Origin of the sequence: Yersinia alsatica, assembly GCF_025133195.1 — a bacterium.
Classification (GTDB): Bacteria; Pseudomonadota; Gammaproteobacteria; order Enterobacterales; family Enterobacteriaceae; genus Yersinia; species Yersinia alsatica.
Map to the genome: position 1 here is coordinate 133,219 of NZ_CP104006.1, position 23,908 is coordinate 157,126.

Here is a 23,908-nt window from a genome sequence, read left to right on the forward strand (position 1 = left end):
CTGACCTCAGGGGTCACACCTCGCTATAACGATTTTTGACAGGTAACAACGTAATGAAAAAAAGAGCGTTATTTTTGAGTATGGCGGCGCTGGCAGCGCTGTATATACCCGCCGGACAGGCCGCGGATACTGACCGCCTCACTGTGGTAAAGCAGTATGTCGATAATGTGCTCAATAAGGCATCAGATACTTACCACGGTGATAAGCCCAGCCCGCTATTGGCGGATGGTGTTGACCCCCGTACCGGGCAGCAATTGGAGTGGATATTCCCCGATGGCCGCCGGGCAGTATTATCGAACTTCTCTGCTCAACAAAATCTGATGCGCGTGATGAGTGGCTTAAGCCAGTTGAGTGGCGATGAGCGTTATCAGAAACGGGCTGAAGATATTGTTCGTTATCATTTCCAAAACTATCAAGATCCAAGTGGTTTACTTTATTGGGGCGGCCACCGATTTGTTGATTTAAAAACACTGCAACCCGAAGGGCCAAGTGAAAAAGAGATGGTGCATGAGCTGAAAAATGCCTATCCCTACTATGACCTGATGTTCAGTGTCGACAGTGACGCCACCGCTCGGTTTATTCGCGGCTTTTGGAATGCCCATGTTTATGACTGGCGCATTCTTGAAACCAGCCGCCACGGCGAGTATGGCAAGCCGATGGGGGAGTTGTGGAAAAGTCAGTTTGAGCAGCAACCGCCGTTCTTCGCCACTAAAGGCCTGAGTTTTCTGAATGCGGGTAATGACCTGATTTATTCGGCGTCCTTACTCTACAAGCACCAGCAAGACCAGGGCGCACTGGTATGGGCTAAGCGTTTGGCCGATCAATATGTATTGCCGCGCGATGCCAAAACCGGCTTGGGGGTGTATCAGTTTACTCAAGCTCTGAAACGTGAAGAGCCAACCGATGACGCCGACACCCATTCCAAGTTTGGTGATCGTGCTCAGCGCCAATTTGGGCCCGAGTTTGGCCCGGCAGCACTGGAAGGCAATATGATGCTCAAAGGGCGCACCAGTACCCTTTATTCTGAAAATGCCTTGATGCAGTTGCAGTTGGGTAAAGATTTAGGGCCGCAGGGGCAGGACTTACTGAAGTGGACGGTGGATGGCCTGAAAGCTTTTGCTAAATATGCTTATAACGATCAGGACAATACTTTCCGCCCAATGATCGCTGACGGGCAGGATCTATCGAATTACACCCTCCCGCGTGATGGTTATTACGGTAAAAAAGGTGCGGTACTCAAGCCGTACAAAGCTGGCAATGAATTCCTGATTTCCTATGCGCGTGCTTACGCCATCGATAATGACCCATTACTGTGGAAAGTCGCTCGCGGTATTGCCAACGACCAGGGGCTGGGTGATATCGGTACTGCACCGGGTAAAGATGTGAAGGTCAAGTTGGACACCACCAACAGTGACCCATACGCGGTGTTCGCTTTGCTCGATCTCTATAGTGCCAGTCAGGTCGCTGATTACCGGCTATTGGCAGAGAAAATCGGCGATAACATCATTAAAACTCGCTATATCGATGGCTTCTTTATGGCATCTCCCGATCGTCAATATGCCGATGTTGACGCGATAGAACCTTACGCTTTACTGGCACTAGAGGCCTCACTACGTAATAAACCACAGGCAGTTGCACCTTTCCTTAATGGTGCTGGATTTACCGAAGGTGCTTACCGAATGGACGATGGTTCAGCACGGATCTCAACCCGTGATAATGAACTGTTCTTGCTCAATGTGGGTGAGAAGCTGCAACCGAACGGCCGTAAATAGTCCCGACAGCGGCCCGTGCTGGGGCCGCTGTTAGTAAAAAGTGCCGAGCAGCGGCTTCCCAGGGTCGCATGCCCGGCGCTTTTACCCACGGGTTCTCATTGTCGTGATAAAAAGGATAGGTTGATGAAAAAACAGGTTTTAGCCACATTTCTGCTCGGTTCGCTGTTCTGCGCATCTGGCTATGCTGCACAGATTATTGCTGTGACGGCATCCGGTTATGACAGCGAAAAAGGCCATGTGCCAGCCAATATCGCCGATGGCGATGTTAAAACACGTTGGGCAGCATCCGGTGAAAGTTGGGTCCAACTAGAGCTGGATAAAGAGCAATCCATTGAAAATATTCTCATCGTCCCTTTCAAACCAACAGAGCGTAAGTTGAAGTTCTCCATCGCCTATTCCAGTGATGGTAAGAGCTGGCACCCGCTGGCTGAAGGATTGGAAACCTCTACTGCCGATAAGAATGGTGAAAAACTGACTTTTGCCCCTATTACGGCCAAATACATCAAACTGGATACCTTCGGTACTGATGTCAATAAGTGGAGCGCAATTAACGAAATCGCCATTAATAGTGCCGCCGCTGTACCTAGCCGGGCCATTAAGTAACGCCGATCTGCCCCCTTTCCTCAGGCTAAAAAGGGGGCTACTGCTGGCAAAATATTCCGCTCAAGAATCCATCTACTGCCCTCTGATTCCCACTCCCACTGATTACTCCTTTTCTCTCTTGTTCCGCCGTTAACCATTTTGGGTTAATTGTCTGGTTGATCTGACTGTATTCCCGCTATTGCTTGCGCTTGAAGCGTTTCAGTTCTTAATTTCGCATTTAGGGTGCAATCCAGTGCAACTAATAATTTCCATATTGTTATGAGGGTGTTATTTTCCGCGCAAGCACGGATAAAAAGAAGTGTCATTCAATTATCACTGAGATCAAAGCGACAGGCTGCCGTGCATTTCTCCAAAAGGACATAGGTTATGAAAGCTTCAATATTTAAAAGTCTTTATTTTCAGGTGTTAACGGCGATTACACTGGGCGTTCTATTGGGCCATTTTTACCCTGATCTCGGCGCTCAAATGAAACCTCTGGGTGATGGATTTGTTAAACTAATTAAAATGATTATCGCACCCGTGATTTTCTGTACCGTCGTAACCGGCATTGCGGGTATGGAGAGTATGAAAGCGGTTGGCCGGACTGGCGCGATAGCACTGCTCTATTTTGAGATTGTCAGTACCATTGCGTTACTGATTGGCTTGGTCATTGTTAACGTGGTGCAACCCGGTGCGGGCATGAATATCGACCCGGCGACACTGGATGCTAAAGCGGTTGCACTTTATGCCGAACAAGCCTCGCAACAAGGAATAGTACCCTTCCTGCTGGACATCATTCCTGGCAGCGTAGTGGGTGCCTTTGCTAGCGGAAATATTCTGCAAGTGTTGCTGTTCGCAGTGCTGTTTGGTTTTGCCCTGCATCGTCTGGGTGAGAAAGGCCAGCTTATTTTTAATGTTATCGAGAGCTTCTCACGGGTTATCTTCGGCATCATTAATATGATTATGCGCCTGGCTCCGATTGGTGCCTTTGGTGCGATGGCCTTTACTATCGGCAAATACGGTGTGGGCAGCTTGGTGCAACTGGGCCAGTTGATTATCTGCTTCTATGCAACTTGTATCCTGTTTGTGGTGGTGGTGCTTGGCTCTATCGCGAGATTCAATGGCTTCAACATCTTCAAATTTATCCGCTATATAAAAGAAGAGTTGCTGATCGTGTTAGGGACATCCTCTTCGGAGTCTGTGTTGCCGCGCATGCTGGACAAGATGGAGAAAGCCGGGTGTAAGAAATCAGTGGTAGGTTTGGTTATCCCGACCGGCTACTCATTTAACCTGGACGGTACCTCGATTTACCTGACTATGGCGGCAGTATTTATCGCGCAGGCGACCAATACCCACATGGACGTTATTCACCAGGTTACCTTGCTGGTGGTGCTGTTGCTGTCTTCGAAAGGGGCAGCAGGGGTGACGGGTAGTGGCTTTATCGTGTTGGCGGCCACCATTTCTGCCGTGGGTCATTTGCCATTAGCAGGGCTGGCGTTGATTCTGGGTATTGACCGCTTTATGTCTGAAGCCCGCGCTTTGACCAATCTGGTCGGGAATGGCGTTGCAACCATCGTGGTCGCTAAATGGTGCAACCAGTTGGATAACGACCAGCTGCAAGCGGTACTATCAAATAAAACCCCGCCTCATAGTGAGGTAAAACCTGGTGTTTCATCTTCTTGAAAACCGTAACAAAGAATGAAGTTTTTTGTCGGGTCACACCACGATTACTCCTAAAATAACGATTAGTTCTCAAATGAATACCGGTGGCTTAGGTCACCGGTAGCCCCCTGCCAGAACGCTCCGCGATACTATTTCTTGTGTAAATTACCATTTAGATACTATTTTTTACTCTGATGAGTGACATCGGCAAAAGCATGCGGTCTAACAGAATGGTACACTCCCACCTCACGAGTGACTTACGCAAAATTGTATCGTTTATACCCAAAGTTATAAGGGTTAAGATTGGATAGTTTATTAAGTAGGGGTTCACATGCAGGGCACCAGAATTCGTCTTATAGTTGGTGGATTATTGTTGGCCGCCGCCAGCAGTAATGTGCAGGCTGAAGCACTACAACCCGACCCTGCTTGGCAGCAGGGGAAATTAGAAAACGGGTTTTCATGGCAGTTGCTGGCGACGCCGCAGCGCCCTAGCGATCGGATCGAATTACGTCTGGTGGTTAATGCAGGCTCATTATCTGAAAGCGCACAACAAGTTGGCTTTGCCCATCTGTTACCTCGCTTGGCATTAATGAGCAGCGCGAGTTTTACTCCTGCCCAACTTCAGTCGCTGTGGCAGCAAGGGGTCGATAGCGAACGCCCTTTGCCACCGGCGATTACATCTTATGATTTCACTTTATATAGCTTGAGCTTGCCCAATAATCGCCCTGATTTGCTGAAAGAAGCATTAGCGTGGCTATCCGATACCAGTGGCAAGCTGGCCATCAGTGAACAGACCGTGAATGCGGCATTAAATAGCGCGACCGATCCTATCGCTACATTCCCGCAAAATATTCAGGAGCCTTGGTGGCGCTACCGGCTTAAAGGCTCCTCTTTGATTGGGCATGATCCGGGCCAACCGGTAGCAAGGCCAGTCGATGTCGAGAAGCTGAAACAGTTTTATCAGCAATGGTATACCCCTGATGCCATGACACTTTATGTGGTTGGCAATGTAGATAGCCGCAGTATTGCGGCGCAAATCAGCAAAACTTTCGCCGAGCTGAAAGGGAAACGTACTACGCCAGCATCCATCGCGATGTTAGCGCCACTGCCACCAGAGCCCGTGAGCTTGATGAGTGAGCAGGCGACCCAAGATACGTTATCGCTGACATGGGATACTCCATGGCATCCTATTCAGGACTCAGTGGCACTAAGCCGTTACTGGCGTAGTGATTTGGCCCGTGAGGCGCTGTTCTGGCATATCCAGCAAGTGTTGGATAAAAGTGATCAGAAGAACCTGAAACTGGGCTTTGATTGCCGAGTGCAATATCAACGTGCTCAATGTGCTATTCACTTGAATACGCCGACTGAAAATCTGACACCGGGCATGAGTTTCGTTGCCCGTGAATTGGCTAACCTGCGGACAAATGGGCTGAGTCAGGCTGAGTTTGATGCGTTAATGGTGCAAAAAAATGACCAACTCAGTAAGTTGTTTGCTACCTATGCCCGTACAGATACCGATATTCTGATGAGCCAACGTCTGCGTTCTCAGCAAAGTGGGGTGGTGGATATTGCTCCAGAACAGTATCAGAAACTTCGGCAAGCATTCTTATCCGGCCTGACGTTGACCGAACTGAACCAAGAGTTGAAGCAGCAGTTATCGCAAGATACTACGCTGATTCTGACGCAGCCCAAAGGCGAGCCGGAAGTGAATGTGAAGGCGCTGCAAGATGCGTATAACGCGATTATGGCACCTCACACCGTGGTGGCAGAAGATGCGGCTCCTGCGGTCAGTGCTGCGGAGGCTGTACCGCCAACACCAACCACGGCGCAATAAATTTCTGAGCGGCTACTGCACATTGCCTTTTTAGGATGGGCAGTAGCTGCTATCAGATGACGTTTAATCAGACTGCGGGCATTGCTGCCAGTGGGATGATGGCACCACGATATTGAATGACAGTGCTGGCAGTTAAATGGCCCCGCACTGCTGCGTCGTGGGCACTGCCGCCAGTCAGACGAACCGCCAGATAACCGGCGCTGAAAGAGTCCCCAGCCGCTGTTGTATCGACCACTTTCTCTTTCGGTAGTTTCACTGCCGGCACATCATATTGGTGAGCTTCAAAACCCTCTTTCACCCAGACGATGCAAGAGTCCGCGCCGCGCTTGATAATAATCTCACTTACACCTAAATCCTGAGTCCGAGCGATGACCTGCTCCAGTGGCTGCTCGCCCCACAGCATGTCTTCATCATCCAATGTCAGGAATGCGATATCAGTGCAGGCCAACATGTCGCGGTAAGCTTCCTGCGTCTCTTCTTTGCTTTGCCACAGGCGCGGGCGATAGTTGTTATCAAAGATAACTTTGCCGCCATTAGCACGACAGGCACGAAGCAATTTCAGCAAACGCTGGCGTGAAGCGCTATCGAGAATCGCCAGGCTGATGCCACTGAGATATAAATAATCAAATTTTTCCAGACGTTGGCAGATTTCATCAGCCTCTGGGCTGGTCAGCCAAAAACGCGCGGCAGCATCATTACGCCAGTAATAGAAAGTGCGCTCGCCGGTGCTGTCGGTTTCGATGAAATACAACCCGGGCAATTTATTATCCATGCGCTGAATAAGGTCAGTGTGGATTTTTTCCTGCTGCCAGGCGGCCAGCATCTCTTCGCTAAAGCTGTCGGTACCCAATGCGGTCACATAATGCACATTCAGGGCTTGCTGTGACACCTGACGGGCAACATACACCGCTGTATTCAGCGTATCACCGCCAAAGCCCCGGCTAAGGTCGGTACCTTTTTGTGACAGTTCAATCATGCATTCGCCGATAACGGCAATATTTTTGCTGGTCATGGAAAGCTGGCCTATTCCTGAATTGTGAATCAGTGGTGGGAACGAAATAGGGTTAGTCTCACTGCTGGCTTAGTCAGAGTCAATAGTATTAAAACGACGTTTTAAATTTTTTATGATATAGGTCGGGAAACTGGCAAGTTTCCCGTGATTCAGACGCGCATTATGACGATTTTCGTAGGTCGGTCACGCTGTGTCCACCAATACCCCAGTTATCCGTATCCACCTCATCAATCACGACGACGGTGGTCGCTGGATTTTTCCCCAGAGTATCGACTAAAAGTTGGGTCACTCCGGCGATCAGCTGTTTTTTCTGTTCCGCAGTTGCCCCTTCGCGAGTAATTTTAATATTTACATAAGGCATGTTCATCTCCATTAACACTAATGGCATTATTGAGTTAACTACTGTAGATGGCTTTAATGTGCCGCGCCAGCACGCTTGGGAGCAATAATCTGTTATGACGCTATATAAAGTTCTGGTCGCGCGAGTCGATAACATCTCCAGAAGGAAAACCGTTTATAACAGGATGTCATCAGGCCGTCGGCAATGTAGATTGTCACAACTGTCTGGTGCCCTGAAACATGGCGACTAAACTGATGATGACCAATAAAGTATCAGGTTTACTTGCGCCATCCTTTGCCGCTATTGATCGTAATAAAGGACAGAGCTTCTGGCGGCAATGTCAGCGTCGGTACACTTTTCAACCTATCTATCGTACCTCTGGTGCGCTGCTGGCGATCGAGTTGCTGACGGCTGTTTTCCATCCTTCATCGCCGGATACCCGTTTGAATCCGGAAGATTACTTTAATGCTATCAGTATCCGCGCCCGGCTGGATGTGGTGCTGGAGCAACTGAATATGGTTAAGCAGTGGCACGCGATATTTGTCCATCACTCGGTATTGGTGTCTATCAATATTGATGGTCAGGCGCTGATGGCGATGCAGGATGACCGGCAGGCCAAGTTGTTAATCGATGCCATGCCATACATTCGTTTTGAATTGCTTGAACATGTTGATACCTCCCTCGATACCCCCTTTGCCCGCATTGCTGAAGCTGACCGATTGTGGCTGGATGATTTTGGCAGTGGACTGGCGAATTTCACTTCATTCATTAGCTGGCGCTATGAGTACATCAAAGTTGCCAGAGATCTGTTTATCGTGCTGCAAGAAAGTGATGTCGGGAACCAACTGTTTTTCACTTTGGTCACCTTAATGGACCGCTATAGCAAAGGGGTGATTGTGGAAGGGGTGGAAACCTCACAAGAGTGGGCCATGGTGCAACGCTCTGATGCAGCAGCGGCACAAGGTTATTATCTCTCCCGACCGACACCATTTGATCGATTACAAACACTCCCAATGCTGTTTTGTGGTTAATATTTCCTGAGAAACAGCTCATCTACTATAGTTAACGTTGTCTTCTGAATCTGCACTCATAATCGGTTAACCCTTTTTCTAACCGATTTTTCAATTAAAATACCGTGAACTGACTCTGACCTGAACACCTCTTTGGTGTGGATTTAGCTTTATACATCATGAGTACTGGCATGGAGCTGTTATGACCAAAACCGGAAAAGTGCTGACTGTCGTTGGCGGGATTATTGTGCTGTTAGTGGCAGCAGCGATAGTGTTTGTTATGACTTTTGACTGGAACCGTCTGAAGCCGACGATTAACGAAAAAGTCTCCGCCGAGCTGCAACGACCCTTTGCTATTCGCGGTAATCTGGGCGTGGATTGGTCACGCAAAGGTGATGAACCTGGCTGGCGTGGCTGGATACCCTGGCCGAATATCCATGCTGAAGATTTAGTGTTGGGCAACCCACCGGATCTTGTCAGTGATAAAGCCGCCAAAACCGTAGAAGACAAGCGCGAATCCACCGCATTCCCCACTGGCGAAATGGTGACTCTAAAACGGGTAGACGCCAGCATTGCGCCGTTGGCATTACTGGGTAAGGAAGTATTGATACCCCGTATTTGGCTGACACAACCTAATGCCACCTTGCAGCGTCTGGCTAATGGCAAGAATAACTGGACGTTTAATCTGGCCAATAGCCCGACTGACGGCGAGACTCCGACTTCATCTTGGTCGGTGAATATCCATGATATCGTTTTCGATAGTGGCGAGATAAACCTGAAGGATGCGATTTTAAAAGCTGACCTTCATGCGGTCATCGACCCATTAGGCAAGCCGCTGCCCTTTGCTGAGGTGACGGGGGCGCGTAATGAGAAAAAAGATAAACAGGCAGCTGATAAAGTTAACAGCACGCCGGATTATATTTTTGGCTGGAAAATTGACGGTAAGTATCAGGGCCAGCCATTAACCGGCAGTGGTAAAATTGGCGGCATGTTGTCGATGAGTGATGCGTCCGTGCCATTCCCATTACAGGCCGATGTGCGCTCAGGCACGACGCGGGTCGCGGTGGTGGGTACATTAACTGATCCCGGTAATTTGGCAGGGTTGGATCTGGGGTTGAAATTCTCCGGTGCCAGTCTGGATAACCTTTACCCACTGATTGGCGTGCTACTGCCAGCCACCCCTCCTTACAACACTGATGGCCGCTTAATTGCGAGCCTTAAACAAGCCGGTGGTGCCATTTATCGCTATGAAAACTTTAATGGCAAAATTGGTGACAGCGATATTCATGGCAATCTGACCTATACCGCCAGTAAGCCGCGGCCGAAATTAGTCGGCAAGCTGTCATCAGATAAATTGCGCTTTGCTGATTTGGCACCCTTGATTGGTGCAGACTCCAATCAGGAAAAAGCCAATCGTGGTGAACGAAGCCGACAGCCTGCGAATAAGGTGTTACCAACTGAGAAGTTTGATACCAAAAGCTGGGGGGTGATGGACGCCGATGTCACCTATGCCGCCAAACGTATCGATCGGGATAAATCATTACCATTAACGGATCTGTCTACCCATGTGGTGCTGAATAAGGGCGAGCTGCTGCTGGATCCATTGCGGTTCGGTATGGCGGGGGGAAATCTCAATGCCACGTTGCGCCTAAACGGCAACCAAGATCCAATGCATGGCAAGGTGGATTTACATGCTCGCCGCTTACAATTGAAAGCCTTGTTACCTGAGGTTCAGGCGATGCGTAACAGTCTGGGGCAACTGAATGGCGATGCGTCATTTACTGCTACCGGTAACTCGGTGGCTGCCCTGCTGGCAACCAGTAATGGCAACCTGCGCCTGTTGCTGAATCAGGGGCTCATTAGCCGCAGCTTGATGGAGTTACTTGGCCTGAATGTGGGTAACTATATTGTGGCTAAGTTGTTTGGTGACGATGAGGTGAAAATTAACTGTGCGGTGGCTGATATTCAGTTGCGAAATGGCTTAGCGACCCCGCGCCTGTTTGTCATTGATACCGAAAATGCCATTATCAACATTACCGGCAATATCAACTTCGCCACTGAGCGGCTGGATTTATCCATCGATCCAGAAAGTAAGGGGCTGCGTATTCTGACCTTACGTTCTCCACTCTACGTCAAAGGCACCTTTAAGACGCCGGATGCCGGTGTCAAAGCTGGGCCATTGATTGCTCGTGGTGCTGTTGCTGCCGTATTGGGTGTGGCGTTAACACCGGCGGCAGCATTACTGGCACTGATTTCCCCCAGTGAAGCTGAAGAAAATCAGTGCACCCCCTTCCTGCAAAAAATGAAGCAAAAGAAATAACCGATTAAGGTACCGGTGGTTGGGGAAGCAGCTTACAACTGTGATCCTGCAACTCCTCCACCGAGGCAGGATGCAATTTCAATGGATTGACTTTGCTGGCTAACAGTAAGAACTCCCCGTCTGGCAAAGCAGTCATTGCCAGACCATAACGGCCCATCTCCTCTTTTGCTGCGGGTACTTCATCGGCTAGCAGGCGAAACGCCCCAGATTGCTGTAATTCCGCTGCGGTGGTGCGCCGTACTAAATAATCATGTCCCAGTAAGCCCCCAGGCAGTGGCTGCCACTGTTGTCGAAAATTCGCTTCCTGCGCCGCCAAGGTGGTTTTTACTTGTGGTTTTAGACAAGAAATATGGATATGGAGTTGATCCTGACTGCGCCCGTATTTTGAGTTTATCGCCAGCGAGATATCAGCATCATTAATCGGTGCGCCATATTTATCGGCCATAAAGTGGCGAGCTTGCCAGGCGGCAAAAAAATAGTTGGGGCTGGTGGGCGTCAATAATTTGGGGCTTTCAATACCGCTGATTTTGGCGGTTGGCATTAACAGGTACTGCAATGGCCCGTGCATGTCTTTGTACACCACAAAACCAGCTTGGGTATCGACTTCAATACAGGGCTGTGGATTATGTTCTGCTTCCATATGGGGAACACATTGTTGGTTAACAATATTCCACAATGCATCGGCATTACTGAAGCGCATTTTATATCCGACAGCAAGCAGGACTATGGCCAGTAGAGTCAGTAAAAACCAAGGCTTTTTTATATAACGTGGCATGGGCTTCCCTTCACTTTCAATGACGAGCCATCAGTGTAGTGAGAAATCAGTGGGCTGAGCAAACCCCATAATGCTTATTTATCATTATGGGGTGTTGACCTGATCGAGCGGGATTTACAGAGAGATATGGCGAGTTTCTTTGGAAAATAGCAATGCTATCAAGGTGATTGTTGCCATAGAGGCCAAATAGACACCGACATAGAATAGGCCATAGTGAGTTGCCAGCCAGGTTGAGATATAGGGTGCAACCGATGCCCCAAGAATTGACGCGACATTATAGGAAAATGATGCGCCGGTGTAGCGGACTTCGGTCGGGAATAGCTCCGGTAGCAAGGCACCCATTGGCCCGAAAGTCAGCCCCATGATGATGAAACCGCAGGCGAGGAAAGCCATTACCAGCGCCGGTTGACCGGAACCCAACATGCTCGGGAATATCAGTGCAAAAGCAATTAACAGCAGGGTGATGCAAATCATGGTCTTGCGGCGGCCAAAACTGTCGGCCATTTGCCCGGCAATCGGCACCATCACACCAAAACCGACGACACCAATCATCAGCATCAAGAGGAAGTCATTGCGTGAATAACCCAGCCCCAGTGGTTCCGCGGTAGTGCCAAAGGTTAATGAATAGACTGTCATGATGTAGAACAGTGTATAAGTGGCAAGCATGATGAATGTCCCCAAAATAGTGGCTTTCATATGCTGACTAAACAGTGTCCCGATAGGGATGCGGACTTGCTTACCGGCTTTCGCGACTTTGGCAAATACCGGTGTCTCGTGTAACGACACCCGAACATACAAGCCAATCAACACCAATACCGCAGACAGCAAGAATGGCACCCGCCAGCCCCAGCTGAGGAACTGTTCATCTGTCAGTAAGTAAGATAGCGCCAGGAACATGGCATTGGCAAAGAAGAAGCCGATTGGCGCCCCCAACTGTGGGAAGGAGCCATAAAGCGCACGTTTTTTCGGTGGTGCATTCTCTGTCGCCAGCAATGCCGCACCTCCCCATTCACCGCCTAGCCCCAAACCCTGACCAAAACGAGCCAGAGCCAGCAATAGCGGCGCAAATACGCCAATAGTGGCATAGCCCGGCAGTAAGCCGATGAGCACGGTGGAGACTCCCATCGTCAACAGTGAGGCGACCAAGGTCACTTTGCGGCCTACACGATCACCAAAGTGCCCAAACAGCGCAGAGCCAATAGGCCGGGCAATAAAGGCGATGGCAAAGGTCGCTAACGATTGCAGGGTTGCCGCCGTCGGATCGCCCTGTGGGAAGAAGATATGGGGGAAAACAATGACGGCTGCGGTGGCGTAAATATAGAAATCAAAAAACTCAATTGCTGTTCCAATCAGTGAGGCAACAATGACTTTTGATCGCGAATTTACGGGAGTTGGCAGACTGTCTGATTCGATGGTTTGTGCGATGCTTGACGGCATATTATTTCTTACTTGTTAATTTTAGCGAAAAGTTATCTTAGTCACAGAAATTGGCATTTTCAACGGATAGAAAATGAACAATTCGGCCTCTGATAGCTAAATAAGAACAATCTGTTTACAACAGTAATTTCGGCGCTAAATAGCACCACATAAGAAATAAAATGCAGATTTTATTGCTGATAATGTGATAAATAAAAAAATTAGCATTAGTGAGTTATGCTGGTTTTTAGCATTAAGAAGTTTCTTGATTGGTTTTTAATTCTAATTTGTTGTTGATTACAAAGAATAATATGCCAGTAATTAGATTTTAACTGGCATATTTAAGTTATTGTGGCGCCTTATTGTCTGCCTCTTGGGGTAGGGTTCCATCTTCGGCGTAGCGGGCAGTGGCTATCCAGGCGGCGCAAAATAGAGTGAGGCGCGCGAAGAAGTAGAAAAAGGCCATCAAGCCAATCACGGAACCAAAGGCAGCACCAGACGGAGAGCTGGCAAGACGTGGCAGCATCATGGTCATGATAAATTTGATGATTTCAAACCCGATGGCCGCAATGAGGGTGCCACGCAGCAGCGCTTTTTTCTTTGGTTTATGACGCGGTAGAATCCAGAATATCCATAAAAATAATAGATAGTTAGCGGCTATAGATATCGACAGTGCAATAAGTGTCATTACTGGCCTTAACCACTCGATACCGCCCAGACCTAATGCATTAACAATTGCAGATTGTGCAGCGCCGGCGATAGACGTCAGCGAAAGAGTAATAATCAACGCGATAACTAACCCGGTGAGTGAGATAAAGTCGCGGGCATAGCGATAATAGAATTTTTCCTGATCCTGTGGGTTGCGCTCCCATACATCGCGGGACTGCGCGCGGATAGCTTCACGCAGATTCCCCATCCAACTGATACCGGAATAAAGCGCAATGACTAACCCGGTCAACCCGACAGTGGTGCGCTGCTGAATGGCGGTATTAACGGTATTTTTAAGGGTGGCAGCTAAGCTTGGGTCACTGATGGTATTAACGATTTTATTAATTAATTCAGCTAATAAGTCAGGGTTAGATGCCAATACAAAACCGGCAGCGGCAAAAGAAACCATCAAAATAGGGATCAGCGACAAAAACGAAAAATAAGTAATAGCCGCACCAAATTGGCTGCCAAGTCGATCATTAAAACGATCTGTAGCACGGATAATATGGGCAACAGCAGGGAACGCTTTAACACGATCACTTATCCGCGCCATGTAAGAAATGGCTTTTTTACCCGTTTCAATTCCCGCAGTCAGTGGGGCTGAGTTATCTCGCGGTGCGCTCGGCATAATTCTCCTCAATTGCGTTAATCCATGCCTTATGCAGATGATTATTCTACAGAATATGACACAAAACGATGACTAATCTGTTGATAATAGCAGACTCGACGCCCATCACAACCGTGCTTGTTACATTCCAGTGGTTTGCAGCGACAAGAATATTCTTAATAATATTTATGATTAATCCCACCTTAACTGATTGATTATATCCTGCATTTATATTTAGTAGGAAATTGCCTACAAATCATAAGGCTCAATCCCATATTAAATATTTTCACTAATACTTATATTGTTAATAAGTTGGGTCGTTTATTTTTTAAAAATTAAGCCTGGCGTCTAAATATAAATAAGACAAAGAAATAAATTATTAACTAATAAGTTAAAGCTTTCCCCATTTGTATCATTTTTGTAAAACTCCAGGCTATCATCATGAAAATAAACAGAACAGTCATCGCTCCCCGTTTTCGTAAGACATTGCTAGCCAGCTTACTCATTCCCCTGTTCAGCCCTATTTATAGCTGGGCCGCACAAACCGTCAATGTCACTGACGGCACCACGGTGTCTATTTCTGGTGAATATGGTACCGACGGTGAGAACCAGCCCGCAGTGGTTGTGCAAGGTGCCGGTAGCACCGTCACCGGCGATGAAAATCTCAGTATTGAGACCACGGCACGCGGCGCAAATGGCGTGGCTATAACCAACGGCGGTTCATTAAATCTGGACGGTTCCTCCATTAAAACCAATGGTGTCATTGCTTATGGCATCAATAATAGTAAAGGTTCGGTGATATTAAATGGTGGAACAATTACCACCACGGGCCAGCAGGGAAATGGTGTTTACTCCACTGGTTTAGGCAGCAATGCAAATATTAATGGTACTGAAATAACCACCAGTGGCGGATCTGCTTACACGGTATCAGGCACCGCAGGTGCAGCATTAACATTGAACAATACCATATTGAATAGCAGCGGTGGCGGGAGCTATGGTGTTTATCTGAGTGGCCTCGGCAGTACATTAACCGGTGCAAATAATGTTATTAATAATACCGCTGTTGGCGGTGGTACGGGTATTTATATTGGCTCTGGTGGTTTAAATGCCAACTTGGATAACACCACGATTAATATGACCAACGGTTATGCGGGGGTCAGCGTGGGGCTAGGGTCTTCTATTACCATGGATGGCCTCACTGCCACGGGGACTATTGCTCAGGTTTTTGATGTTACAGGTGCGGTGACTGTCACTAATGCAGATATTGACCTTGCCTCTGGCGGGGTATTACGCGCCATGGGGAACAGTTCGACCAATAAAGCAGTGATTATATTCAATAACGTCAATGCGGTTTCCCACGGCGGTAATGCAACCATGGTTGACGTTAATATGAATGCTGATGTCACCCTCAATGGCGGCTCCTACCATTCTAAAGGTACCTACGCCACGGGCATTTGGGTGCCGGATACGACCTCATCGGTAAAAGTCTATAATTCTGAAATCATTACTGAGGGTGATGGTGCTACGGCTATTGATAACCGGGGGACTGCTATTGTCGATGATACTCGGGTTGTCACCATGGGTAATAGTTCCCATGGCATCTATTCACAGTCGATGTTTGATGCCACAAATATGACTATCTCGACTGCCGGTGTTAACAGTTTTGGTGCTAGCGCTGCGCGTGGGGGCCAGTTGAATGTGGATGGCGCGAGCATTAATACCACCGGGGACTCTGGTATGGTGCTTGGTACGTTCGCCAGTTCATCAATCAATGCTAAAAATATTATCGGGACGTCCTCCGGTGCCAGTGCTTATGCTTTGTGGCTACAAACAAAAAGCATCATTTCACTGGCAAATAGCCAAGTAACGACCACTGGCACCAATGCCGGGGGTATTTATGCCACCAGCTCGACGACAGATTACAGCCAGGCCACGTTAGATAACAGCCAGATTATCAGTGAGCAGGGAGCGGGTATTCGAGCCTATGGTGCCAGCATTAATGTTGATGTGATCAACGGCTCGCAACTGACCGGCGGTAATGGGTTACTGGTGAATGCTTCGACCAATACCGGCACGTCATCACCCCTTGTCAGTAACGTCAATCTGAATGCCGATAACCACTCGGTGCTGGTGGGGGATATTCAGGCGGATGAAAACAACAATGTTAACCTAACACTGAAAAACGGCTCAGTTTGGAACGGGGCTGCTCGTAACGCCAAAAGTGTTGATGTTGATGCCAGCAGTATTTGGAATTTAACCGGAGATGCTGATGTTGAGTCTATGAAGATATTGGGCCAGCTGAACTTTATTTCAGCTGGCAATAATCCTTATGCACGCACACCGGGTAACAGCTTCAGTACCTTAACCATAAATGGCAATTTAACCGGCAGTGGCCTGCTGAGCTTTAATGCCCAATTAGGTGATGACAGCTCACCAGCAGATAAACTGCATGTGACCGGGGATGCAGATGGCAGCCATACTGTTCAGGTGACTAATCAGGGCGGGCTGGGGGCATTGACGACCGGAACCGGCATTAACCTGATTACTGTTGACGGGAATAGCAATACCAGCAGCTTCACGATGAACGGCTCTGTTGTTGCAGGGGCTTATGAGTATTTTCTATATCAGCTAGATGAGCACAGCTGGAATTTACAATCTAATCTGGCTGCGGTTATCCCCCCAACGCCGATAATTCCAGATCCAACAGATCCAACAGATCCGGGTGAGATTATTTCGGTTACTCCAGTGAGGCCAGTCCCGGAAACGGCTTACCGTCGTGAAGTGCCGGGCTATATTGCCGCACCTTGGTTAAATGCCTTCTATGGTTTCACGACTCTGGGGAGCTTGCATGAGCGCCAGGGCGACGTAAAAGGGGCCGCGAATGGCTTTAATGAGGGCTCTTGGGGGCGAATCAGTGGGCAACATAATAAATTTGAGGCCGGGCGTTTTAGTTACGATTCGGATATCTGGTTTGCGCAATTAGGCCATGACCTCTATCAGGCTGAAAATGCGGCCGGAACTCAGGCGACAGCCGGTGTGATGGTTACGCTGGGTAAGCAGGAAACTGATGCTCAAGATAAAGCTCGGGCCGTGCGTGCGGATCTCTCCGTCGATACCGGCAAAATTAAGACCGATGCCTATGGTCTGGGGGGCTACTACACACTGAAAACGCAGCAAGGCGGCTATGTTGATATTGTCGGGCAGGGGACGTTGTACCGCAATAACTACCAAAGTCAGCATGATGCCAAACAGAATGGTTATGGTGTGGCAATCTCTGCCGAAGTGGGCCAGTCATATCCCCTCATCGGAAACTGGAAAATAGAACCTCAAGGGCAACTGAAATATCAATATCTGAATCTGAGTAGTTTCAGCGATGATGTTTCTGGGGTGAGCGGGACGTCATATTCTGTCGGGCAGGCTCGTGCTGGGATGCGGGTATTTAGCGAAACTAGCCAGCAGCAGGTTATTAAGCCTTATTTCTCTGCTGATGTTGTCCATCAATTGGGTCAGAATCCGCAGGTTACCATTGATACTGCTAGCCTCCGCCCAGAGTTTACTAAAACCTACTGGCAAGGTGGGGCTGGTGTCACTGCTAAAGTGAATAATAACGTTGATATCTATGGCGATATTAAATACCAACGTGCTTTTGACGGGAAAATGGACGGTTACACTGGAAACCTAGGGGTGAAGATCGGTTTCTAAGTCAGCGTATCGAGTTGACGATAAAAAAGGCTATAAACCCTGCGGTTTATAGCCTTTATCGATCGGTTGGTTAGACCTTAGCGCATCGTCACAAATTCTTCCGCGGCAGTTGGGTGGATAGCGACTGTGTTGTCGAAGTCTTTCTTAGTTGCGCCCATCTTCACGGCAACGGCGAACCCTTGCAGGATTTCATCCATCCCGAAGCCAATCCCATGAATGCCGACAATCTTCTCTTCCGCACCCACACAGACTAACTTCATCCGGCATGGTTGACGGTGCTGAGTCACCGCGCTGTACATGGCGGTGAATGAAGATTTGTACACTTTCACCTGATCGTCGCCAAACTTCTCGCGCGCTTGTGGCTCAGTCAGACCAATAGTGCCGATTGGCGGATGGCTGAATACCACGGTCGGGATATTGCTGTAATCCAGATGTTCATCCGGCTTGTTATTGAACAAGCGCTCAGACAAACGACGACCTGCTGCCACCGCTACTGGGGTCAGTTCAACTGCGCCAGTATTATCGCCAACGGCATAAATACCTTTGACGTTAGTATTCTGGAACTTATCAACCTCGATATAGCCTTTTTCATTGGTTTTGACACCACTGGCAGGCAGATTGAGGTTATCTGTTGCCGGTTCACGGCCGATAGCCCAAATCAGTTGGTCGACAGTCACTTCAGTGCCGTTTTCCAGTTGCAGTGTCAGGCTACCATCGGCGTTTTTGATGACCGCTTTTGGCACTGATTCGGTATGCAGTTTCGGCCCTTCGGTATTCATGACTTCCAGCAGGGTTTCAACAATCAATGGATCAAAGGTGCGCAGTGGGGCGTGTTTGCGCACAAACAGATGCGTTTCTGTCCCTAACCCATTGAGCACACCCGCGATTTCAACCGCGATATAACCGGCGCCCACCACGGCAACCCGTTTTGGCATCTCGTCTAATTCAAAGAAACCATCAGAGTCGATACCGTATTCAGCACCCGGAATATCTGGATGACTTGGGCGGCCACCGGTGGCAATCAGGATGTGATCTGCGGTGATTTTCTCGCCGTTAACTTCCACAGTATGAGCATCAACAAAACGCGCAAAACCATGGATAACATCAACTTTATTATTACCTAAGCCGCGTTCATAAGACTGATGGATACGATCGATGTAAGCAGTACGATTGGCAATCAGCTTTTTCCAATCGAACTTATTTACTGTGGTGTCAAAGCCGTAATCCGGGCCATATAAATGAATAGCTTCCGCGATTTGTGCGGCATGCCACATCACTTTTTTCGGCACACAACCCACATTCACGCAGGTACCACCAAGCTGTTTAGCTTCGATCAGGGCACATTTCTTGCCATACATGGCTGCCCGGTTGATCGACGCAATCCCGCCACTGCCACCGCCAATTGCTAGATAATCGTAATGTTTAGTCATCAGGGTCGTTTCCATCAAGAATCGTTTAAAAATTGCCTAAGAGTTTACCCCTTGCTCGAGTTTTGTCGCAAAGGTTGCATCAATTGCTCTGATTCACGTGACCAATTGATTTATACCCATCATCTTTCAAGTCGCAGAATTGTTGGCTAACATCATGCACCCAAGTCATTGAGTTTATTTAGTTGTCGCCTATCTGCAACTCGAAATCTATTGGGCATAGGCACCGCACCATTTATTCAGGGACTACCCACTTCACTAATGTATGACCATGGCCTGAAGGCACCAATGCTTTATGTAGCCATGGCAGCAGGGTGTTCATTTGCTGTTCCAGTTTCCACGGCGGATTGATAACAATCATGCCAGAGGCGGTCATACCATGCTGGTCGCTGTCTGGGCGTACTGCTAATTCAATTTGTAAAATACGGCGGATGCCAGTGGCTTCCAGATCACGCAATAAGCGTTTGACCTGTTGGCGTAATACCACCGGATACCATAATGCATATGTACCGGTTGCAAAGCGCTTATAACCTTCCTGAATGCCTTTCACCACATCTTGATAATCGGTTTTCATTTCATAAGGCGGGTCAATCAGAATAAGCCCACGGCGCGATGGCGGCGGTAACTGCGACTTAAGTTGCTGATAACCATCAGCTCGTTGCACTTTAGCTCGCTCATCTTTGGCGAACTCATTGCGCAATAGCGGGTAATCGCTTGGGTGCAGTTCCGTCAGATGAATTTTGTCGTATTCACGCAGTAAATGGCGTGCAATCAAAGGTGAGCCAGGGTAATAACGCAACTTATCACCACGGTTAAAGTAATTGATAACACTCATATACGGGGCTAAGTCAGCAGGTAAGTCATCGCGTTGCCACAGCTGGCCGATACCTTCGAGGTATTCACCGGTACGTTCAGCATGCTCACCACTTAACTGGTAGCGACCGGCACCGGCATGAGTATCCAGATAAAGTAAGGGTTTCTCTTTTTCTTTCAAAGACTCAATAATCAGACTTTGAACCGTGTGTTTAAGAACGTCGGCATGGTTGCCGGCGTGAAAGCTATGGCGGTAACTTAACATTTTATTTTAACCAATTGATATTCTAATATAAATCAGTGATTTAGTGAGAATATATACTGTAGATTGTGGCAGCGCTTTCTCTCTGTGGATGTCATAAACACCCTGGTCAGAGACTGCAGTCAGCACATTATGGCAACTAGTATAAACTGTCTGGTGGATAAAAAGTGAAAAGCATTAATTTGTAGCGAATACTTCACCTTGCTGCCATGGGTATAAAAAAGAATGGATAAAATAATGAATAAAAAGACTCTCGCCGAACGCTACCCTGACGCCCTGCATTGGTCATTTGGCGATAGCCCTGAAATGGCGGATGAACTGGCACAACTGGTGATCCGTGGGGTTAAAACGGCCTCATGTTGCTCGTATCATGCTTATAAGTCTGAGGTTTCGCCGAGCATTGGCGATTACAACGTCATTCTCAATGGCCGAAATGAGCCGGTTTGCGTGATCAGGACGGTCAGCTTAACACTGATTCGTTATTGCGATGTCAGCGCCGAGATGGCCGCCAAAGAAGGCGAGGGCGATAAAAGTCTGGCGTACTGGCAGCAAGGGCATCAGGAGTTTTTTGAACGTGCAGGGGATTTTTCCCCTGATATGTTGCTGGTGTTTGAGCAATTTAAGCTGGTTGAGGTGCTTGATTAAGCCGTCAGCCATTGATTTTCATGCTGACAGACCTCATGTTAATTGTTCATACATTATTTATTCTCTGCGGCCGGATCTGTTCTGGCGCTGATATTCACAACGTGAATGAAATTTAAAAATAATCAGGACAACTCTATGACAAACCCGCTGTTGACCCCGTTCTCCCTGCCGCCATTTTCTGCTATTCGCCCTGAAGATATCGTGCCGGCGGTGAAATCCGCTCTGGATGAATGCCGTCAAGCGGTGGAGCGGGTTGTTGCCCAGCCAGGCCCTTTTACCTGGGATAACCTGTGCCAGCCGTTGGCTGAGTCCGATGACCGCTTATCGCGCATTTGGTCGCCCGTCGGCCATTTGAACTCGGTGAAGAACAGCCCGGAGTTACGTGCGGCTTATGAGCAAAGTCTGCCGCTGTTGTCGGAGTACGGCACGTGGGTGGGCCAACACAAAGGCCTGTATCAGGCTTATGTCAGTCTAAAAGAGGGGCCGGGATTTGATGCCTTGACGGCTCCACAACGCAAAGCGGTAGAAAATGCGCTGCGTGATTTCCAGTTATCCGGTATTGGTCTGGAACCCGAGCAGCAAAAACGTTATGGCGAAATTGTTGCCCGTCTCTCTGAATTGGGTTCGACGTACAGCAATAACGTGCTCGACGCCACTATGGGTTGGAGCAAGCTGATTACGGATGTTGAGCAACTTAAAGGGTTGCCGGAAAGCGCATTGGCCGCCGCCAAAGCCATGGCAGAGGCCAAAGAGCAGGATGGCTGGCTGCTGACGCTGGATATGCCAAGTTATCTTCCGGTGCTGACGTATGCCGATAATGCTCAATTGCGCGAAGAGATGTACCGCGCTTTTGCGACTCGCGCCTCTGATCAGGGGCCGAATGCCGGCAAATGGGATAACAGCGAAATCATGGCTGAGATTCTGACGTTACGTCATGAATTGGCTCAGTTACTGGGTTTTAACAGCTATGCGGATAAATCACTGGCAACCAAGATGGCCGAAAGCCCGCAACAGGTGCTGGGTTTCTTGAATGATTTAGCGAAACGCGCTCGCCCGCAAGCAGAAGAAGAGCTGGCCCAATTACGTGCTTTTGCTGAAAAACATTATGGCGTCAGTGAGTTGGCTGCTTGGGATATCACTTATTACTCCGAGAAACAAAAACAGCATCTGTTCTCGATTAGTGATGAACAATTGCGACCTTATTTCCCTGAGCAGCGCGTAGTCGAAGGGCTGTTCGAGGTAGTGAAACGTATTTATGGCATTACCGCCAAAGAGCGCCACGATGTAGATACCTGGCATCCAGATGTGCGTTTCTTCGAGCTATTTGATGCTAATGGTGAACTGCGCGGCAGCTTCTATCTAGACTTATACGCCCGTGAACACAAACGTGGCGGAGCCTGGATGGATGATTGTGTCGGGAGTTTGCGTCTGGCAAATGGTCAATTGCAGAAGCCGGTAGCTTACTTAACCTGTAACTTTAATGGACCGGTCGGCGGTAAACCGGCGCTGTTTACCCATAATGAAGTCACCACCTTATTCCATGAGTTTGGCCACGGTTTGCATCATATGCTGACCAAAATTGATACTGCGGGAGTCTCTGGTATCAATGGTGTGCCGTGGGATGCAGTCGAGTTACCAAGCCAGTTTATGGAGAACTGGTGCTGGGAGCCAGAGGCGCTAGCTTTCATTTCGGGCCATTACGAAACCAATGAGCCATTGCCGCAGGAGATGCTGGATAAATTACTGGCAGCGAAAAACTATCAGGCAGCACTGTTTATTCTGCGCCAACTGGAGTTTGGTCTGTTCGATTTCCGCATGCATTATGAGTTCGACCCGCTGACGGGGGCGCAAATTCTACCTATCTTGTATGAAGTCAAAAAACAAGTCGCAGTGGTGCCGTCACCAACATGGGGCCGCTTCCCACATGCCTTTAGCCATATCTTTGCCGGTGGCTATGCGGCAGGCTATTACAGCTACCTGTGGGCAGAAGTTCTCTCGGCTGATGCCTTCTCGCGCTTTGAAGAAGAAGGGATTTTCAATGCGGCGACCGGCCAATCCTTCCTCGATAATATTCTGTCCCGTGGCGGTTCCGAGGAACCAATGACCCTGTTCAAGCGCTTCCGTGGTCGTGAGCCGCAGTTAGATGCTATGCTGCGCCATTACGGTATTAAGGGCTAGAATGTGTCACAGGTAAGTATTTGTTTATTGTCTGAAGCAGGCGCCGATCCCGGCGCCTTGTCTATTCTGGCTGAGCGCTGGGGTTTGCTGTCTGACGAGCAGGCGATCATGGCGTTGGTACTGACACCTGAACGTCTCGAACTGCGCAAGCGGGATGAGCCAAAACTCGGCGGCATCTATGTTGATTTTGTTTCTGGCACGCAAGCTCATCGTCGCAAATTTGGTGGTGGGCGCGGTGAGGCGGTAGCAAAAGCGGTGGGCATCAAAAAAGGCTATCTGCCACGGGTTGTCGATGCGACCGCAGGTTTAGGGCGAGATGCTTTTGTGCTAGCTGCACTGGGCTGTCATGTGCAAATGTTGGAACGTAATCCGGTGGTCGCCGCATTGCTGGATGATGGTTTGCGCCGAGGTTATCAGGATGCTGAAATTGGCCCTTGGCTGCGCGAAAGATTAACTTTATTGCATGCTTCCAGCTTAACGGCACTGGCCGAGATTGAACCCCGGCCTGACGTGGTTTATCTCGACCCCATGTATCCGCATCGGCAAAAAAGTGCGCTGGTTAAAAAGGAAATGCGGGTGTTCCAGTCATTGGTGGGTGCTGATGACGATGCCGATGGCTTACTGGCACCAGCCCGCGCTTTGGCCACCAAGCGCGTGGTGGTTAAACGCCCTGATTATGCCGAACCACTGGCGGGAGTAGCAACACAGGCTGCTGTCACGACGAAAAGTCACCGTTTTGATATATATCCTTCATCCTTGAAATTGTAGGGAAGCGGGCTGGTTTATTGCTGGTAGGAATGAGTTAGTTCATAACCTACCAGCAATACCAATGATTTTGAATTT

Annotated in this window: 17 protein-coding genes; 10 read left to right on the top strand and 7 right to left on the bottom strand. The window is 48.7% G+C overall.

What is annotated here, in order from left to right; genetic code table 11:
- The first annotated feature begins 53 nt into the window (after positions 1-53).
- The 4 genes from N0H69_RS00550 to N0H69_RS00565 all read left to right on the top strand — a co-directional run bounded on the left by N0H69_RS00550 (position 54) and on the right by N0H69_RS00565 (position 5,850).
- Positions 54-1,772 (top strand): pectate lyase, encoded by a 1,719-nt coding sequence (locus N0H69_RS00550; RefSeq protein ID WP_050110395.1) that lies wholly within the window; start codon positions 54-56, stop codon positions 1,770-1,772.
- Positions 1,773-1,895: 123 nt separating this feature from the next.
- The gene (locus N0H69_RS00555) at positions 1,896-2,375 is read left to right on the top strand and encodes a discoidin domain-containing protein (protein ID WP_050152306.1); all 480 of its coding nucleotides are present in this window, start codon (positions 1,896-1,898) and stop codon (positions 2,373-2,375) included.
- Between the two features lie 366 nt (positions 2,376-2,741).
- Entirely contained in the window at positions 2,742-4,037 is a 1,296-nt protein-coding gene (locus tag N0H69_RS00560) for a dicarboxylate/amino acid:cation symporter (protein ID WP_050110397.1), read from the top strand.
- Positions 4,038-4,347: 310 nt separating this feature from the next.
- Positions 4,348-5,850 (top strand): M16 family metallopeptidase, encoded by a 1,503-nt coding sequence (locus N0H69_RS00565; protein ID WP_050110398.1) that lies wholly within the window; start codon positions 4,348-4,350, stop codon positions 5,848-5,850.
- A 67-nt stretch (positions 5,851-5,917) separates the two neighbouring features.
- Here N0H69_RS00565 and kdgK read toward each other — a convergent pair whose 3' ends face one another.
- Together kdgK and N0H69_RS00575 are read right to left on the bottom strand one after the other, a co-directional pair.
- Entirely contained in the window at positions 5,918-6,862 is a 945-nt protein-coding gene (gene kdgK / locus N0H69_RS00570) for a 2-dehydro-3-deoxygluconokinase (protein ID WP_050110399.1), read from the bottom strand.
- Positions 6,863-7,022: 160 nt separating this feature from the next.
- Positions 7,023-7,223, bottom strand: a complete 201-nt coding sequence (locus tag N0H69_RS00575) for a 2-hydroxymuconate tautomerase family protein (protein WP_004388926.1) — start codon at positions 7,221-7,223, stop codon at positions 7,023-7,025.
- Between the two features lie 218 nt (positions 7,224-7,441).
- On the opposite strand from N0H69_RS00575, the gene pdeH reads away from it, so the two are divergent.
- Complete coding sequence (gene pdeH, locus N0H69_RS00580) at positions 7,442-8,233, top strand: cyclic-guanylate-specific phosphodiesterase (protein WP_050110400.1); 792 nt, start codon at positions 7,442-7,444, stop codon at positions 8,231-8,233.
- Between the two features lie 181 nt (positions 8,234-8,414).
- Complete coding sequence (locus N0H69_RS00585; RefSeq protein WP_050152307.1) at positions 8,415-10,532, top strand: AsmA family protein; 2,118 nt, start codon at positions 8,415-8,417, stop codon at positions 10,530-10,532.
- Positions 10,533-10,536: 4 nt separating this feature from the next.
- On the opposite strand, the gene N0H69_RS00590 is transcribed toward N0H69_RS00585, so the two are convergent.
- The 3 genes from N0H69_RS00590 to yhjD all read right to left on the bottom strand — a co-directional run bounded on the left by N0H69_RS00590 (position 10,537) and on the right by yhjD (position 14,059).
- Positions 10,537-11,307, bottom strand: coding sequence for a CDP-diacylglycerol diphosphatase (locus N0H69_RS00590; protein WP_050110402.1), 771 nt, complete (start codon positions 11,305-11,307; stop codon positions 10,537-10,539).
- Between the two features lie 114 nt (positions 11,308-11,421).
- Complete coding sequence (locus N0H69_RS00595) at positions 11,422-12,744, bottom strand: MFS transporter (RefSeq protein ID WP_050110403.1); 1,323 nt, start codon at positions 12,742-12,744, stop codon at positions 11,422-11,424.
- 325 nt (positions 12,745-13,069) lie between these two features.
- The gene (yhjD, locus tag N0H69_RS00600) at positions 13,070-14,059 is read right to left on the bottom strand and encodes an inner membrane protein YhjD (protein WP_050135260.1); all 990 of its coding nucleotides are present in this window, start codon (positions 14,057-14,059) and stop codon (positions 13,070-13,072) included.
- 420 nt (positions 14,060-14,479) lie between these two features.
- Between yhjD and N0H69_RS00605 the strand changes: the two genes are divergently transcribed.
- The gene (locus N0H69_RS00605) at positions 14,480-17,740 is read left to right on the top strand and encodes an autotransporter outer membrane beta-barrel domain-containing protein (RefSeq protein WP_050152308.1); all 3,261 of its coding nucleotides are present in this window, start codon (positions 14,480-14,482) and stop codon (positions 17,738-17,740) included.
- Positions 17,741-17,817: 77 nt separating this feature from the next.
- Here the strand turns inward: N0H69_RS00605 and gorA are convergent, their stop codons facing one another.
- Both gorA and N0H69_RS00615 read right to left on the bottom strand, forming a co-directional pair.
- Positions 17,818-19,170 carry a glutathione-disulfide reductase gene (gorA, locus tag N0H69_RS00610; RefSeq protein ID WP_050110415.1) on the bottom strand — a complete coding sequence of 451 codons (1,353 nt, stop codon included), beginning with the start codon at positions 19,168-19,170 and terminating at the stop codon, positions 17,818-17,820.
- A 232-nt stretch (positions 19,171-19,402) separates the two neighbouring features.
- Entirely contained in the window at positions 19,403-20,245 is an 843-nt protein-coding gene (locus N0H69_RS00615) for a 23S rRNA (adenine(2030)-N(6))-methyltransferase RlmJ (protein WP_050135264.1), read from the bottom strand.
- 234 nt (positions 20,246-20,479) lie between these two features.
- Here N0H69_RS00615 and N0H69_RS00620 point away from each other — a divergent pair, with 234 nt between their 5' ends.
- The 3 genes from N0H69_RS00620 (at position 20,480) to rsmJ (ending at position 23,833) form a co-directional block, all read left to right on the top strand.
- The gene (locus N0H69_RS00620; RefSeq protein ID WP_050152309.1) at positions 20,480-20,887 is read left to right on the top strand and encodes an ASCH domain-containing protein; all 408 of its coding nucleotides are present in this window, start codon (positions 20,480-20,482) and stop codon (positions 20,885-20,887) included.
- 135 nt (positions 20,888-21,022) lie between these two features.
- Positions 21,023-23,065 carry an oligopeptidase A gene (prlC, locus tag N0H69_RS00625; protein ID WP_050135266.1) on the top strand — a complete coding sequence of 681 codons (2,043 nt, stop codon included), beginning with the start codon at positions 21,023-21,025 and terminating at the stop codon, positions 23,063-23,065.
- A 3-nt stretch (positions 23,066-23,068) separates the two neighbouring features.
- Positions 23,069-23,833, top strand: a complete 765-nt coding sequence (rsmJ, locus tag N0H69_RS00630) for a 16S rRNA (guanine(1516)-N(2))-methyltransferase RsmJ (protein WP_050135268.1) — start codon at positions 23,069-23,071, stop codon at positions 23,831-23,833.
- The last annotated feature ends 75 nt before the right edge of the window (positions 23,834-23,908 follow it).

Coding starts and splice junctions, on each gene's coding strand:
- N0H69_RS00550 (WP_050110395.1), top strand. CDS start 54: ATGAAAAAAAGAGCGTTATTTTTGAGTATGGCGGCGCTGGCAGCGCTG.
- N0H69_RS00555 (WP_050152306.1), top strand. CDS start 1,896: ATGAAAAAACAGGTTTTAGCCACATTTCTGCTCGGTTCGCTGTTCTGC.
- N0H69_RS00560 (WP_050110397.1), top strand. CDS start 2,742: ATGAAAGCTTCAATATTTAAAAGTCTTTATTTTCAGGTGTTAACGGCG.
- N0H69_RS00565 (WP_050110398.1), top strand. CDS start 4,348: ATGCAGGGCACCAGAATTCGTCTTATAGTTGGTGGATTATTGTTGGCC.
- kdgK (WP_050110399.1), bottom strand. CDS start 6,862: ATGACCAGCAAAAATATTGCCGTTATCGGCGAATGCATGATTGAACTG.
- N0H69_RS00575 (WP_004388926.1), bottom strand. CDS start 7,223: ATGCCTTATGTAAATATTAAAATTACTCGCGAAGGGGCAACTGCGGAA.
- pdeH (WP_050110400.1), top strand. CDS start 7,442: ATGGCGACTAAACTGATGATGACCAATAAAGTATCAGGTTTACTTGCG.
- N0H69_RS00585 (WP_050152307.1), top strand. CDS start 8,415: ATGACCAAAACCGGAAAAGTGCTGACTGTCGTTGGCGGGATTATTGTG.
- N0H69_RS00590 (WP_050110402.1), bottom strand. CDS start 11,307: ATGCCACGTTATATAAAAAAGCCTTGGTTTTTACTGACTCTACTGGCC.
- N0H69_RS00595 (WP_050110403.1), bottom strand. CDS start 12,744: ATGCCGTCAAGCATCGCACAAACCATCGAATCAGACAGTCTGCCAACT.
- yhjD (WP_050135260.1), bottom strand. CDS start 14,059: ATGCCGAGCGCACCGCGAGATAACTCAGCCCCACTGACTGCGGGAATT.
- N0H69_RS00605 (WP_050152308.1), top strand. CDS start 14,480: ATGAAAATAAACAGAACAGTCATCGCTCCCCGTTTTCGTAAGACATTG.
- gorA (WP_050110415.1), bottom strand. CDS start 19,170: ATGACTAAACATTACGATTATCTAGCAATTGGCGGTGGCAGTGGCGGG.
- N0H69_RS00615 (WP_050135264.1), bottom strand. CDS start 20,245: ATGTTAAGTTACCGCCATAGCTTTCACGCCGGCAACCATGCCGACGTT.
- N0H69_RS00620 (WP_050152309.1), top strand. CDS start 20,480: ATGAATAAAAAGACTCTCGCCGAACGCTACCCTGACGCCCTGCATTGG.
- prlC (WP_050135266.1), top strand. CDS start 21,023: ATGACAAACCCGCTGTTGACCCCGTTCTCCCTGCCGCCATTTTCTGCT.